Genomic DNA, 13,474 nt, shown 5'->3' on the forward strand with positions numbered 1-13,474 from the left:
CCCGGACCAACGGGTCTTTGCCGAAGAAACGGCCTAGATGGCGACGCCCGGCTGCATGAGGCGGCGGGCGGCCTCGGTGATGGAGCCCGACATCGAGGGATAGACCGCGAACGTGTGCGCGAGCTGGTCGACGGTGAGCCGCTGCTGCACGGCCACCGACACGGCCAGGATCAGCTCGGACGCGCCCGGCGCCACCACCACGCCGCCCAGCACGATCGCGGTGTGCGGGCGGCAGAACACCTTGACGAACCCGTCGTTGAAGCCCTGCATCTTGGCCCGCGCGTTGGTGGCGAGCGGCAGCTTGACCACGTTGGCCTCGACCTCGCCTGCCTCGATCGCGCGCTGCGCGACCCCGACCGCCGCGATCTCCGGGTCGGTGAAGATGTTGGAGGCCACGGTCGACAACCGCAACGGCTGCACGGCCTCGCCGAGCGCGTGCCAGACCGCGATGCGTCCCTGCATGGCGGCGACCGAGGCCAGCATGAGCACGCCCGTGCAGTCGCCGGCCGCGTAGACGCCCGGCGCGGACGTGCGGGAGACCTTGTCGACCTTGATGAAGCCGCCGTCGTCGAGCTGGACCCCGGCCTCCTCCAGCCCGATGCCCGAGGTGTTGGGCACCATGCCGACGGTCATCAGCGCGTGCGAGCCCTCGGCCGTGCGGCCGTCCTCCAGCGTCACCACCACGCCGTCGTGGGTGCGCTTGACGGAGGCGGCGCGCGAGCGGCCCATGACGTTCATGCCGCGCCGCCGGTAGACCTCTTCGAGCACCTCGGCGCCGTCGGCGTCCTCGTTGGGCATCATCCGGTCGCGGCTGGAGACCAGCGTGACCTCCGCCCCGAGCGAGCGGTAGGCGCCGGCGAACTCGGCGCCCGTCACGCCGGAGCCGATCACGATCAGGTGCTCGGGCAGCTCCTCCAGGTCGTAGAGCTGGCGCCAGGTGAGAATGCGCTCGCCGTCGGGCTCGGCGCCCGGCAACACGCGCGGGGTCGCGCCGGTGGCCACGAGCACGACGTCGGCCCTGATCGTACGGTCGCCCGCGCGCACCACCTGCGGGTCGACCAGCCGCCCGCGCGCCTTGACGATCTCGACGCCCTCGGCCTCCACCCGCGTGGCGATGTCGGCGGACTGCGCCTGGGCCAGCTCCTTGACGCGCTGGTTGACCAGCGGCAGGTCGACGCCGACCACGCCCGCGTCACCGTCGGGGCCGCCGGAGAACGACACTCCCAGCGAAGGGGCGTCGAGCAGGGCCTGCTTGCGGACCGAGGTCGCGATCAGCGTCTTGGACGGCACGCAGTCGGTCAGCACGCACGCTCCGCCAGGACCGTCCTGCTCGACCAGGGTGACCTGCGCGTCTAGCTGTGCGGCCACGAGTGCTGCTTCGTAGCCGCCTGGTCCGCCACCGATGATCGCGATCCTCGTCACGCCTCCCATTGTCCCGTACGCGGTGGGGCGGGCGGCAACCGGGCCACGCCACCTGATCCGGATGGATCGACTCCGGCGGGTGGCGTGGCAGGATGGCGCGGTAGCTGGATGACGAAGCAGCACCCGGCGAGAGGGGTGGATCGTGGCGTGGCTTTCGGATCCTTCGGGCAAGTCCAATGACCTCAGGCTCTATGCCGCCTACGGCACCAACATGGACCCGGAGCAGATGGCCATGCGTGCCCCCCACTCCCCCATCTGGGGGGTCGGCTGGCTGCCCGGCTGGCGCCTGACGTTCGGCGGGATGGACCTCGCCTGGGAGGGCGCCGTCGCCACGATCGTCGAAGACCCCGACGAGCACGTGTTCGTCGTGCTCTACGACGTGCCCGAGTGGGAGGAGACCTCCCTCGACCAGTGGGAGGGCGCGGTCCGCGGGCGCTACCACAAGGTGCGGCTGCGGGTGCAGACCCTCGACGGCGAGGTCGTGGCCTGGGTCTACGTGCTCGACGGCTATGAGGGCGGCCTGCCCTCGGCCCGCTACCTCGGCAGCCTGGCCGAGGCGGCCGAGCGGGCGGGCGCCCCCGACGACTACGTCAAGGAGCTGCGGGAGCGCCCCTGCACCTCGGTCGGCGGTTAGCGCAGCGGCTGGTCCTTGGTCTCCGGCAACACGAAGATGTAGACCAGCGTCGAGATCAGCGCCAGCCCCGACATATACCACGGGAAGAGGCCGGGGTTGCCCATCTCCTGCATCGCGGTGCCGATCAGCGGGGCGGTGCCGCCGAAGAGCGCCACGGTCAGCGAGTAGGGGAAGCCCGCGCCGGCCGCGCGCACCCTGGTGGGGAAGAGCTCCGAGTTCACCGCCGCCGAGATCGACGTGAAGCCGCCCAGGAAGACCATGCCGATGAGCTGCACGGTCAGCAGGCTGCCGTACGCGTCGGTCAGCAGGCCCAGCAGCGGCACGGGCAGCAGCACGAACCCGAGCCCGAACGCGATCAGCATCGGCCTGCGCCCGATCCGGTCCGACAACATGCCGAGCAGCGGCTGCAGGACCATGAAGAAGACCAGCGAGATCGTGCCGATCTGGAGCGAGTCGGCCTTGTCGAAGTCCACGGTGATCTGCGCGTACGTCGGCAGGAACGTGGTCCACGTGTAGTAGGCGACGGTGCCGGCGATCGTGATGCCCACGATGGTGGCGGCCGACCTCGGGTGCAGTTTGAGGAACTCGAACATCTTCTGCCGTTCGGCCCTGCCCTGGCGCACCTCCTCCGCCACGGCCGAGGTCTCGTCGGCGCCCTTGCGGATCCACAGGCCCACGAGGCTGAGCACGGCGCCCACGAAGAACGGGATGCGCCAGCCCCACGCGTCCATGTCGGCCTGGACGAGCATGGTGGCCAGCACCGCCGCGAGCCCCGAGGCCAGCAGCTGGCCGATGGTGGTGCTGACGTACTGGAAGCTGGAGAACAGGCCGCGGCGGCCGGGCGGGGCCGACTCCACGAGGAACGTGGTCGCGGCGGCGAACTCACCGCCCACCGACAGGCCCTGGATGAGCCTGGCCACGACGAGGATGATCGGCGCCAGCACGCCCACGGCCTCATAGGTGGGGGTCAGGCCGACGAGCAGCGAGCCCACGCCCATCAGCACGATCGTGCCCGTCATGGCGAGCTTGCGGCCGTACCTGTCGGCGAACGCGCCGACCAGCAGGCCGCCCAGCGGGCGCATGAAGAACCCGACGGCGAACACCGCGAACGAGCTCAGCAGCGGGACCAGGCTGTTGCCCGCGCTCTCGGGGAAGACCTGGCTGGAGAAGTAGATCGCGAGGAAGCTGTAGGCGTACCAGTCGTACCACTCGACGACGTTGCCGATGCTGGCCGCCGTGAGCTGGCGGACGCGGCTCTTGGGGATGCCGAGTGGTGACTGCGTGGTGGGGGAGGTCGCCACGGATGGCTCCTTTGCTGAACAGTGCGTGATGGCCTACTGTGCATGGGACGACCGAAACAGTCAATTATCTGGGAATATATTTACATACCCGACATTGAGATGGTTGTAGGTGGATGTTCTCGACCGGCGTCTGGTCGCCGCGTTGCAAGTCAGCCCTCGCGCCTCGTGGGGCGAGCTCGGCAGGGCCGTGGGCGAGCACGAACGCACCGTCGCCCGGCGGCTCCAGCGGCTCATCGCCGAAGGGATCGTGCGGGTCACGGCCATCTACGACGACCTGCGCACCGGGCACGGCCGCCCCGTCCACCTGCACGTCCAGGTGCGTCCCGGCACCGCGGGCAAGGTCGCGCAGGCACTGGCCGACCGGCCTGACACGCGCTCGGTCTACTCGCTGACCGGCGCCGCCGACCTCGGCAGCGAGCTGGTCTCCCCGTCCCGCGAGGACCTGCACCACATCGTCTCCGCGCAGATCAGCGAGATCGACGGCGTCGTGCAGACGCAGACCCAGGTTGTCCTTCACACGTTCAGGACCGTCGCGGAATGGCACGCGCCCTACCTCACCGAGCAGGAGGTGGCCGAGCTCCGGCCCCCGCCGCCGCCGGAGTGCCTGCCCGACGAGGACGGCCTGTCGCCGCTGGAGGAGGAGATCGCCCAGCTGCTCGCCCACGACGGCAGGATCGCCTTCACCGCGGTCGCCGAGCGGCTCGACATCTCCGTGCCGACCGCCCGCCGGCGCGTCACCTCGCTGCTCGAACGGCGGCTGCTGCTGCCGCGCGCGGAGGTCGAACCCGCGCTGCTCGGCCTGGAGGTCGAGGCCATGCTCTGGTTGAAGGTCCGCCCGCACGGGCTCGACCTGGTGGGCCGGCGACTGGCCGCGCACCAGAACGTCCGTTACTGCGCCGCCACCACAGGCACCCACTCCCTCATCGTGCAGGTGGTGGCGGCCCACGAGGCCGACCTCTACCGTTTCCTGACCGGCGTCGTCGGCCGGCACGACGAGATCACCGACATCGACCTCACCCTCATCACCCGCGCTCACAAGCGCGGCCACCTGCTCAAGTCCGGACTGCTCACGCTGGATCACCGTTGGGAGAAAACGCCATGACACCTGCCGAGAAGGAAGTCGCCGACCTCTGCGTGGAGCTGATCCGCGTCGACAGCAGCAACTACGGGGACGGCAGCGGGCCCGGCGAGCGCGCCGCTGCCGAGGTCGTCATGGCCAGGCTGGCCGAGGTCGGGATCGAGTCCACGTACGTCGAGAGCGAGCCGGGCCGCGGCAACGTCGTCACCCGCGTCGAGGGCGACGACCCGACCCTGCCCGCCCTGCTCGTGCACGGGCACCTGGACGTCGTGCCCGCCAACGCCGCCGACTGGACGGTCGACCCGTTCGCCGGCGAGGTGCGCGACGGCTACATCTGGGGCCGCGGCGCGGTGGACATGAAGGACATGGACGCGATGATGCTGGCGGTGCTGCGCCAGATGAAGCGCGAAGGGCGCAGGCCGCGCCGCGACATCGTCTTCGCCTGGCTGGCCGACGAGGAGGCCGGCGGCGTGTACGGCGCCAAATACCTCACGGCCAACCACCCCGAGCTCTTCGAAGGGGTCACCGAGTCGATCAGCGAGGTCGGCGGCTACTCCCTGGAGGTCGACCCGTCGTTGCGCCTCTACCTCATCGAGACCGCCCAGAAGGGCCTGGCCTGGATGAAGCTGACCGCCGACGGCACCGCGGGCCACGGATCCATGCTCAACGACGACAACGCCGTCACCGAGGTCGCCAGGGCGGTCGCCAGGATCGGCGAGCACGACTGGCCGCTCACCTACACGCCCACGGTCCGCCGGTTCCTCACCGAGGTCGCGTCCGCGTACGGCATCCCGTTCGACGAGAACGACCCGCAGCCGATCCTGGACAGGATCGGGCCGCTGGTGCGCTTCGTCGGGGCGACGCTGAGGCACACCACCAACCCCACCCAGCTCGGCGCCGGCTACAAGTCGAACGTGATCCCCGGCCAGGCCACGGCCGTGGTCGACGGGCGCTTCCTGCCGGGGTTCGAGGAGGAGTTCTTCAAGACCGTCGACTCGCTGCTCGGACCGAAGGTGCGGCGCGACTTCGTGCACCACGACATCGCGCTGGAGACCTCGTTCGACGGCGCGCTGGTCGAGTCGATGATCGCGGCGCTGAAGGCCGAGGACCCGGCGGCGCGGGCGATCCCGTACTGCATGTCGGGCGGCACCGACAACAAGACCTTCTTCGCCGACCTGGGCGTGCGCGGCTTCGGTTTCGTGCCGCTGCGGCTGCCTGCGGACATGGACTTCGCGGCGATGTTCCACGGCGTGGACGAGCGGGTGCCGGTGGACGCGCTGCACTTCGGCGTGCGGGTTCTGGACCGGTTCCTCCTAAACTACTGAAACGTGAGTGAAGACCCTTACACCCTGGCCTCCGAGGCCGCCACGGCGCTGCGTGCCGCCACCGGCCTCGACACCTTCGACGTGGCGCTCGTCATGGGGTCGGGGTGGGTGCCCGCCGCCGAGGCGATCGGCGAGACGGTGAGCGAGATCCCGTTCACCGGCCTGCCGGGGTTCCGCGCCCCCGCCGTGGCGGGCCACGGCGGCAGGATCCGCGTGGTCCGCACCTCCGCGGGGCGGCACGCGCTGGTGTTCCTCGGGCGTACGCACCTCTACGAAGGGCTCGGGGTCGACGCCGTGGTGCACGGCGTGCGCACGGCGGCCGCGGCCGGGGTCCGCACGCTCGTGCTGACCAACGCGGCCGGCGGCCTGCGCCCGGAGACGCAGAACGTCGGCGACCCCGTACTGATCAGCGACCACATCAACCTGACCGGGTCCAACGCGATCACCGGCACCACGTTCCTCGACCTCACCGAGGTCTACTCCCGCCGCCTGCGCGCGCTGGTCCGCGAGATCGACCCGACGCTGGCCGAAGGCGTCTACATCGCCTTCCGCGGGCCCACGTACGAGACGCCCGCCGAGATCCGCATGTGCCGCACGCTGGGCGGCGACATGATCGGCATGTCCACCGTGCTGGAGGCCGTCGCCGCCCGCGAGGCCGGGCTGGAGGTGCTCGGCATCTCCCTGGTCACCAACCCGGGAGCGGGCCTGTCCGGCGAGCCGCTCGACCACGAGGAGGTCCTGGAGGTCGGCCGGGCCACGGCGGCCCGCATGGGCGTGCTGCTGGCCAAGGTGGTGGACCGGCTTTGAGCGTTCTGCGGCAGGCGCGCGAGTGGCTGTCCCAGGATCCCGACCCCGACACCCGCGCCGAGCTCTCCCGCCTGGTCGAGGGGGAGGACCTGGCCGCGCTCGAAGAGCGCTTCGGCGCCCGGCTCGAGTTCGGCACGGCGGGCCTGCGCGGCGAGCTCGGCGCCGGCCCCAACCGGATGAACCGCGTCACCGTCATGCGCGCCGCCGCCGGCCTGGCCGCGGTGCTCGGGCCCGGCAAGCACGTGGTCATCGGCTACGACGCGCGGCACAAGTCCGACGTGTTCGCCCGCGACACGGCCGCCGTGCTGACGGGCGCAGGGGTGCACGCCTCACTCCTGCCCGGCCCGCTGCCCACGCCCGTGCTGGCCTTCGCCGTACGCCGCCTCGGCGCGGACGCGGGCGTGGCGGTCACCGCCAGCCACAACCCGCCGCGTGACAGCGGCTACAAGGTCTACTGGGACGACGGCTCCCAGATCGTGCCGCCGATCGACCGCGGGATCTCGGCCGCCATCGACGCCGTCGGCCGCGTCGACCGGCTGCTGATCGACGGCCCCGGCACGCTGACGGAGCTGGGCGAGGGCATCGTCGACGACTACATCGCCGCCGTGACGTCGCTCCCGCTGGGCGACGCCCGCGACCTGAAGGTGGCCTACACGCCGCTGCACGGGGTGGGCGCCGCCACGCTGACGGGCGCGTTCCTGGCCGCCGGGTTCCCTTCGCCGCTGGCGGTCGAGGAGCAGCGCGAACCCGATCCCCGCTTCCCGACGGTGCCCTTCCCCAACCCGGAGGAGCCGGGCGCGATGGATCTGGCCGTGGCGCTGGCCGCCGAGGTCGGCGCGGACCTGGTCCTCGCCAACGACCCCGACGCCGACCGGTGCTCGGTGGGGGTGCCGTTGCCCGGCGGCGGTTGCCGCATGCTGACCGGCGACGAGGTCGGTGGCCTGCTGGCCGAGCACGTCATCGCGCACACCACCGGTGACCGGATGGTGGCCACCACCATCGTCTCCTCGACGTTGCTCGGCAAGATCGCGCAGGCGCACGGCGTGCGCTACGGCGAGACGCTGACCGGCTTCAAATGGATCATCAAGGCGGGGCCGGGGCTGGTCTTCGGCTACGAGGAGGCCATCGGCTACAGCGTCGGCACCGACGCCGGCCTCCCGGTCCGGGACAAGGACGGCATCGGTGCGGCGCTGGTGGTGGCGGGTATCGCGGCGGAGGCCAAGCGCGCCGGGCGTACGCTGCTGGACCTGCTGGACGACCAGGCCCGGCGCTACGGGCTGCACGCCACGGAGCAACTGTCCATCCGGGTGTCCGACCTGTCGCTGATCGCCGGCGCCATGTCACGGCTGCGCGCGGCCCCGCCCGCGACGCTCGGCGGGCGGGCGGTGTTGCGGGCCGACGACCTGGCCAGGGGCTACGGCGGCCTGCCGCCGACCGACGGGCTGCGCTACGCGCTGGAGGGGGACGCCCGCGTGGTGGTGCGCCCCTCGGGCACGGAGCCCAAGCTCAAGTGCTATCTGGAGGCGGTCGTGCCGGTGGCGGGCGAGGTCACCGAGGCACGGGCCGTGGCGGCCCGCGAGCTCGACCTCCTGCAGAGAGAACTCTCCGCCCTGCTCGACCCCTCGTAGTTACCCTGCGTTATTCAGGCGAGACGCACGGTGATATTCGGGAGGCCCGCACGCAGCCCGACACGCCCACGCCATAGATTTTACTCAAGCCGCCCGCGGCCCTTGCCGACCTGCCGATTCAGCAAGGGAGAAATGATTCTTCCGCCGCACCTTGGATTACGTTCCAGCCGAGCCGGTTAAACGCATCGGATTGCGCCTGGAGGCGTTTTTGTAAACGCCGAAGATTTCCATCGGCCGCCGACGGTTCGCCACGCGGAAGCGAAAGATCGTTCCTCGAATCGCGGGCCAGAAAGTCACCTCATACCGCCTCATAACACGCCATCCAACCCGAAGCCATCAAGTATTCTCAGTTCACGCGCAAACCCACCCCACACGCCACACATTCCGGACAAACCACCCCTCGACCGAACTGCGGAAGCAAGGACATCAACCCCTCTCACCTGTACAATTACAACGATGACCTTGAGTCCGATCGCGTGGACGCAAGGCCTGGAAGGGGCAGGGGAAGGCACGTCGACGCGAGCGCTCCCAGCCCTCTCCTCTGATTCCGGAAGATGGTCCGCTGACTCCAGGTGGACGCCGGAAAACCGTTGACAGAAGAGGTCTCCCGGGCAAACGGGAGACCTTTTCGTTTTTCTCCGCCACGCGCTGCGACGAAAGCGGGAACCTTATTCGCGGCACGGTCACCTGGCGTGAGCGCAAGTCGTCATGCCATGCTTACCGCACTACGAGGAGCTCCCGCTCTCCTGTTTGCCCAGGAGACGAGAAACACGAGCCCCTCATAGACCGGCGCCGAAAAGCGGCCTCTTTCCGTGCCGCGTTTCGACGCCTTCCACCTGGAGTCAAACCGAGCACCGACGTTCCCGGACGAGAGGAGAACACCGATGGCGACATCGCCCGCACGTTCCGGCAGGAGCCGCCGCCCACAGACCCCCGCACCCGTTCAGCCGTCCGGGGGGACCGCGTCCTGGGTGATCGCGTTCATGAGCGCGCTGGCCACGTACCCGATCTTCGTGGACATGCTGCTTCCCCAGGGCTACAGCCCGTGGGTGGCCGTGGCCGTCGCATCCACGGCCTGCCTGGGCGCGGGCCGGGCCACGCAGATGATGACGTCCGGCCCGGCCCGCCAGGGCGCGGCCGGCGCCGTGCTCACCCCTTCGTTCATCGCACGGGTGGCGACGCTGGTCATCCGGGCCGCCCTCACACCGCGCCCCCAGGACAACGACCCGCCGGACACAAGGCCATAGCCGGTCTGGGGCACTCAGGCAAGGCCCGCCCGTGGTCGCACCACTGGTGAACCATCCACAGGTGGATGCACCAACGTCGGTGGTCTCATCCGTGAGACCACCGTCCCACTCAGGGTCAGAATATCCCCACCTTGATACCAATAGCTGCGTTAGTCTCACCGGTGAGACTAACTGGAGGAACGGTGGAACCCTTCATCGGCAGGCGACGAGAACTGACCGCCCTCACGCGTGCGCTTGAAAAGACGAATCGCCGTCATTTCGATCGGCCGGGACGCGCACTCCTGATGAGAGGACGCCGCCGGGTCGGAAAATCCAGGCTGGCGGAGGAGTTCATCCGGCAGGCGCAGGTGCCTCACCTGTACTACACGGCGACGGGGCAGACGCTCCGTGAAGAACTCCACATCTTCACGGACGAGGCGTCATCGTCCAACCTCCCCGCCGCTTCCGTCTTCGATGTCGAGCAACCCGAATCGTGGCACGACGCGCTTTCCCTCCTGGCACGCGCCCTGCCCGAACACTCCCCCAGCATCGTGGTCATCGATGAGCTCCCCTACCTTGTCAAGGCAGATCCCACGCTGGAGAGCGTGCTGCAGAAGCTCTTCGACAGGGAGTTCTCGAGACGGCCGGTCCTCCTTCTCCTCATCGGCTCGGATCTGTCGATGATGGAAGCCATCAACACCTATGGCCGCCCCTTCTACCAGCGGGCCGCCGACTTCATAGTGGGCCCCCTCACACCGTACGACGTCGGACAGGCTCTTGATCTGCCCCCTGAGGCGGCGTTCGACGCACACCTGGTTTCAGGCGGGTTGCCGATGATCTGTGAGGAGTGGCCCAAGGGCGCCCCGCTCTGGGCATATCTGGAGCAGGCACTCCACGACCCGCTGTCGGCTCTGGTCGTCAGCGGCGAGCGGGCCCTCGCCGCTGAATTTCCGCCAGAAGCGCATGCCCGCCAGACCCTGAACGCCATCGGGTCGGGCCAGCGCACACACTCCAACATCGCGACCGCCACCCAGGAGATCCCGCGCGCGACGATGAACCGCGCACTTCAGCTTCTGCTCGAGAAGCGCATGATCGCTGTGGACCGGCCCTTGTCGACGCGCCCCTCACGAGAGTCGCGCTACCGCGTCATCGACTCTCACTTGCGCTTCTGGATTCCCTTCATCGCCAACCGCCTGACGGACATCGAACGCGGCCGGGGAGACAAGGTCCTGGAGCGGATCCGCAGCTCTTGGACATCATGGCGCGGAGTCGCCGTCGAGCCCCTGATCCAGGAGTCGCTTCGCCGTATGGACGGCCTGCCCGAGGCGACGGGAGCGATCGGGGGCTTCTGGACCAGGACCAACGATCCGAAGATCGACATCGTCGGCGCGGACCGGGAGCCGGTCGCTAAGCAGATCACGATGGTCGGGTCCGTCAAATGGCTGGAGAACCGCCCGTTCGATCACCATGATCTGAGCGAGCTCATCGTGCACCGGTCCAAGATGCCCGGAGTCGACTCCTCCACGCCGCTCTACGCCGTCTCCCGCAGCGGCTGCGAGGTGGAGGGCGTCACGCACATCACCCCTGAGCACCTGGTCGACGCCTGGCGATGAGCACGGATGGTCTCAGCGATGAGACCAACGCGAGATCAGGTCCGCTAGAGACCGGGGTTGAGACCAACAGCGCGTGTTGGTCTCAACCATGAGACCTACTCAGGCGAGGCGGATCTGCAGGTCGGTGTCCCAGTTGTGCATGTCGGGCTCGACCCTGGGATCGGTCTGGAAGAGCTCCAGCCGGCAGCCCCAGTGCTCCGTCCCGTCCTTCTCCGTCATGTCCCAGGCGAGCCTCTGCTCCGCGCCCCACTTCAGCAGCGCCTCGATGACGCCGATGAGCTGGTCGGGGTGTCCGTGGTGGGACGTGACGGCGTAGCGGCCGGCGGGCAGGGTGGCGGCGAAGATGTCGCCCTCGCCCTCCACCGGCTCGGCCACCGGGACGCCCGCCTGCACCACCAGCCGGTCCTCCGGCATGTTGATGGCGTCATACCTGAGGAAGGGCGCTCCGGCGGGGGCGTGGCCGCGTTGGGCGAGCCAGCCGATGATCTCCCCGATCCGGTCGGCGACGAGGCCGAAGGTGGTCATGGTGATGGTCCCGCGCACCCCGACGTACGGCCGCTCGGGAAGTTCGACGATCTGTGGCATGTTCTGTTCCTCCTTCATCAACCTGTACGGAGCGGCGCCGCGAAACTCATCGGCAGGCCGAAGAACGGGAACAGACCGGGATCGAGGTAGGTGGTCTCGCTCGCGATGCGGCCACCGGCGACGTCGAGGACGACCAGGGCGAACGGCTCGCCGTTCAGATACTGGCCGAAGGCCGGGGAGCCGTTCGCCCTGACCGGCAGCAGGCGGGAGCCCGCGCACGGGGCATCGCCGCTCGCGGCGGCCGCGGTCAGGACCAGGTGGATGTGCTCGCGCCCGCGCAACCACCACGCGAACGGCGGCATCGACGACGTCGCGTCCTCATGCAGCAGCGACACCAGCGCGGCCACGTCGTACCGTTCGAACGCCGACACGTACCGGGCCAGCAGGCCCTCGTCCACCGTCTCGTCGGTCTCCTCCGCCGGGGGGAGCTTGGCACGGGCGCGCTGGAGCGCGCTGTTGACCGACGGGACGGTGGTGGACAGCAGGGCGGCCGTCTCGGCGGCGGACCACGTGAGGACGTCGCGGAGGATGAGCACGGCGCGCTGCCGCGGCGGCAGGTGCTGGAGCGCCGCCACGAACGCCAGCCGGACCGTCTCCCGGGTGACCGCCAGTTCGGCCGGGTCGAGCACCTTCGCGTCCGGGACGGGCTGGATCCAGCGGCTCGGCGGCAGCGGCTCGCCCAGGGCGTCGCCGGGGGTAGCGGCGGGGCCCAGGTCCATGGCGCGGGCGCGGCGCTGCGGGCCCCTGAGCATGTCGAAGCAGACGTTCGTGGCCAGGTGGAACAGCCACGTGCGCAGCCCGCCCCGAGCGGCATCGTACGTCCGCCAGGCCCTGACGAACGTCTCCTGCACCGCGTCCTCGGCCTCGAAGCCCGAGCCGAGCATGCGGTAGCAGTAGCCGGTCAGCGCCACCCGGTGGTGTTCGAGTTCCTCCTCGACGTCCGTCATCCGGCCGGAACCACCGCGATCTGGAGCTCCGTCACCCATTCGTCCAGGTTTTCCGGGCAGTGCAGGGAGACCTCCCTGGCCAGGGCGAGCGAACGGTAGCCGTGCTCCTCGATCCAGTGGGCCAGGGTCTGGAACGTCTGCCCCACCTCCTCCATCGACCCGTGGTGGATGATCGTGGCCGCCGTCTCGATCGCCGGCAGGTCGAGGACCTGGAAGTCGTGGTCGCCGGGCGTCGCGGACACCGGCAGGCAGGCGTGGGCCATGACCGAGCCGTCGTCCTCCTCCTCGTAGTAGGCGACCCCCGGGCCCACGACCTTGACCGCGGCCTCCTCCACGCGGCGGCAGATTTCGGCGAAAAGGGGCTGGATGACCGGGCCGATGTCCTCTTCCTCGTAGCTGGCCGCCCTGGCGCTGAGCTCGGCGACCCTGATCGGGGCGACGCGCTTCAGCACGACCTCCGCACTCTCCATGTGGCCCTCCGTTTCGATCGTCCGCAGGCGTGCCTCGACGCTGCGCAACCTCGCCAGGTCGGCGCTGATCCGGGCTTCGAGCTGGGCGCGGCGCATGCGTACCATGCCGTGCAGTTCCTCCGTGCTGACCTTCTCGTCGAGGATGGCCCTGACCTGCTCCAGCGTGAAGCCGAGGTCCTTGATCGCGACGATGCGGTTGAGCCGGGACAGTTGCGCGGCCTGGTAGGAGCGGTAGCCGCTGACCGGGTCGACGTGCGCGGGGCGCAGCAGCCCGATCGCGTCATAGTGCCGCAACATGCGTACGGACACCAGCCCCAGCCTGGCGAACTCTCCGATGGTGAACATGACGTCTCCGGTCTAGGGCCTCACACGGTGTCAGAGTCAACCTATGGCGATTTTTCAGGAGTTGAGGTAGCTTGCGAGGCGACCGAACGTTCG

12 protein-coding genes are annotated in these 13,474 nt (G+C 69.6%); 7 read left to right on the forward strand and 5 right to left on the reverse strand.

Translation table 11 applies throughout. From position 1 onward, the window contains the following. Nucleotides 1-33 precede the first annotated feature (33 nt). Nucleotides 34-1,422 carry an NAD(P)H-quinone dehydrogenase gene (locus ABGA98_RS02985; protein WP_347616604.1) on the reverse strand — a complete coding sequence of 463 codons (1,389 nt, stop codon included), beginning with the start codon at nucleotides 1,420-1,422 and terminating at the stop codon, nucleotides 34-36. A 142-nt stretch (nucleotides 1,423-1,564) separates the two neighbouring features. On the opposite strand from ABGA98_RS02985, the gene ABGA98_RS02990 reads away from it, so the two are divergent. Then, a complete protein-coding gene (locus tag ABGA98_RS02990; protein ID WP_347616605.1) occupies nucleotides 1,565-2,056 on the forward strand; it encodes a gamma-glutamylcyclotransferase in 492 nt (163 codons plus the stop codon). Here ABGA98_RS02990 and ABGA98_RS02995 read toward each other — a convergent pair. After that, nucleotides 2,053-3,357 carry an MFS transporter gene (locus tag ABGA98_RS02995; protein WP_347616606.1) on the reverse strand — a complete coding sequence of 435 codons (1,305 nt, stop codon included), beginning with the start codon at nucleotides 3,355-3,357 and terminating at the stop codon, nucleotides 2,053-2,055. The two genes, ABGA98_RS02990 and ABGA98_RS02995, sit on opposite strands and share 4 nt — an antisense overlap. A gap of 109 nt (nucleotides 3,358-3,466) precedes the next feature. On the opposite strand from ABGA98_RS02995, the gene ABGA98_RS03000 reads away from it, so the two are divergent. From ABGA98_RS03000 to ABGA98_RS03025, 6 genes are all read left to right on the forward strand, one after another. Then, nucleotides 3,467-4,459 carry an Lrp/AsnC family transcriptional regulator gene (locus ABGA98_RS03000; protein WP_347616607.1) on the forward strand — a complete coding sequence of 331 codons (993 nt, stop codon included), beginning with the start codon at nucleotides 3,467-3,469 and terminating at the stop codon, nucleotides 4,457-4,459. After that, the gene (locus ABGA98_RS03005; protein WP_347616608.1) at nucleotides 4,456-5,760 is read left to right on the forward strand and encodes a M20/M25/M40 family metallo-hydrolase; all 1,305 of its coding nucleotides are present in this window, start codon (nucleotides 4,456-4,458) and stop codon (nucleotides 5,758-5,760) included. The genes ABGA98_RS03000 and ABGA98_RS03005 overlap by 4 nt, the downstream gene beginning before the upstream one ends. A 3-nt stretch (nucleotides 5,761-5,763) precedes the next feature. Continuing rightward, a complete protein-coding gene (locus tag ABGA98_RS03010) occupies nucleotides 5,764-6,567 on the forward strand; it encodes a purine-nucleoside phosphorylase (protein WP_347616609.1) in 804 nt (267 codons plus the stop codon). Continuing rightward, nucleotides 6,564-8,195 (forward strand): phospho-sugar mutase, encoded by a 1,632-nt coding sequence (locus ABGA98_RS03015; RefSeq protein WP_347616610.1) that lies wholly within the window; start codon nucleotides 6,564-6,566, stop codon nucleotides 8,193-8,195. The genes ABGA98_RS03010 and ABGA98_RS03015 overlap by 4 nt, the downstream gene beginning before the upstream one ends. Nucleotides 8,196-9,079: 884 nt before the next feature. Further along, nucleotides 9,080-9,442, forward strand: coding sequence for a hypothetical protein (locus tag ABGA98_RS03020; protein ID WP_347616611.1), 363 nt, complete (start codon nucleotides 9,080-9,082; stop codon nucleotides 9,440-9,442). Nucleotides 9,443-9,624: 182 nt separating this feature from the next. After that, on the forward strand, nucleotides 9,625-11,034 hold the full coding sequence (locus ABGA98_RS03025; protein ID WP_347616612.1) for an ATP-binding protein: 1,410 nt from the start codon (nucleotides 9,625-9,627) through the stop codon (nucleotides 11,032-11,034). A 99-nt stretch (nucleotides 11,035-11,133) separates the two neighbouring features. Here the strand turns inward: ABGA98_RS03025 and ABGA98_RS03030 are convergent, their stop codons facing one another. From ABGA98_RS03030 to ABGA98_RS03040, 3 genes are read right to left on the reverse strand one after another with little or no spacing between them, the layout of a single operon-like run. Next, nucleotides 11,134-11,619, reverse strand: a complete 486-nt coding sequence (locus tag ABGA98_RS03030) for a GyrI-like domain-containing protein (RefSeq protein ID WP_347616613.1) — start codon at nucleotides 11,617-11,619, stop codon at nucleotides 11,134-11,136. Between the two features lie 17 nt (nucleotides 11,620-11,636). Next, nucleotides 11,637-12,566 carry a sigma-70 family RNA polymerase sigma factor gene (locus ABGA98_RS03035; protein ID WP_347616614.1) on the reverse strand — a complete coding sequence of 310 codons (930 nt, stop codon included), beginning with the start codon at nucleotides 12,564-12,566 and terminating at the stop codon, nucleotides 11,637-11,639. Then, entirely contained in the window at nucleotides 12,563-13,381 is an 819-nt protein-coding gene (locus ABGA98_RS03040; RefSeq protein ID WP_347616615.1) for a MerR family transcriptional regulator, read from the reverse strand. The genes ABGA98_RS03035 and ABGA98_RS03040 overlap by 4 nt, the downstream gene beginning before the upstream one ends. Nucleotides 13,382-13,474 lie beyond the last annotated feature (93 nt).

It is taken from the genome of Nonomuraea sp. B1E8 (assembly GCF_039871515.1).
Taxonomy (GTDB): Bacteria; Actinomycetota; Actinomycetes; order Streptosporangiales; family Streptosporangiaceae; genus Nonomuraea.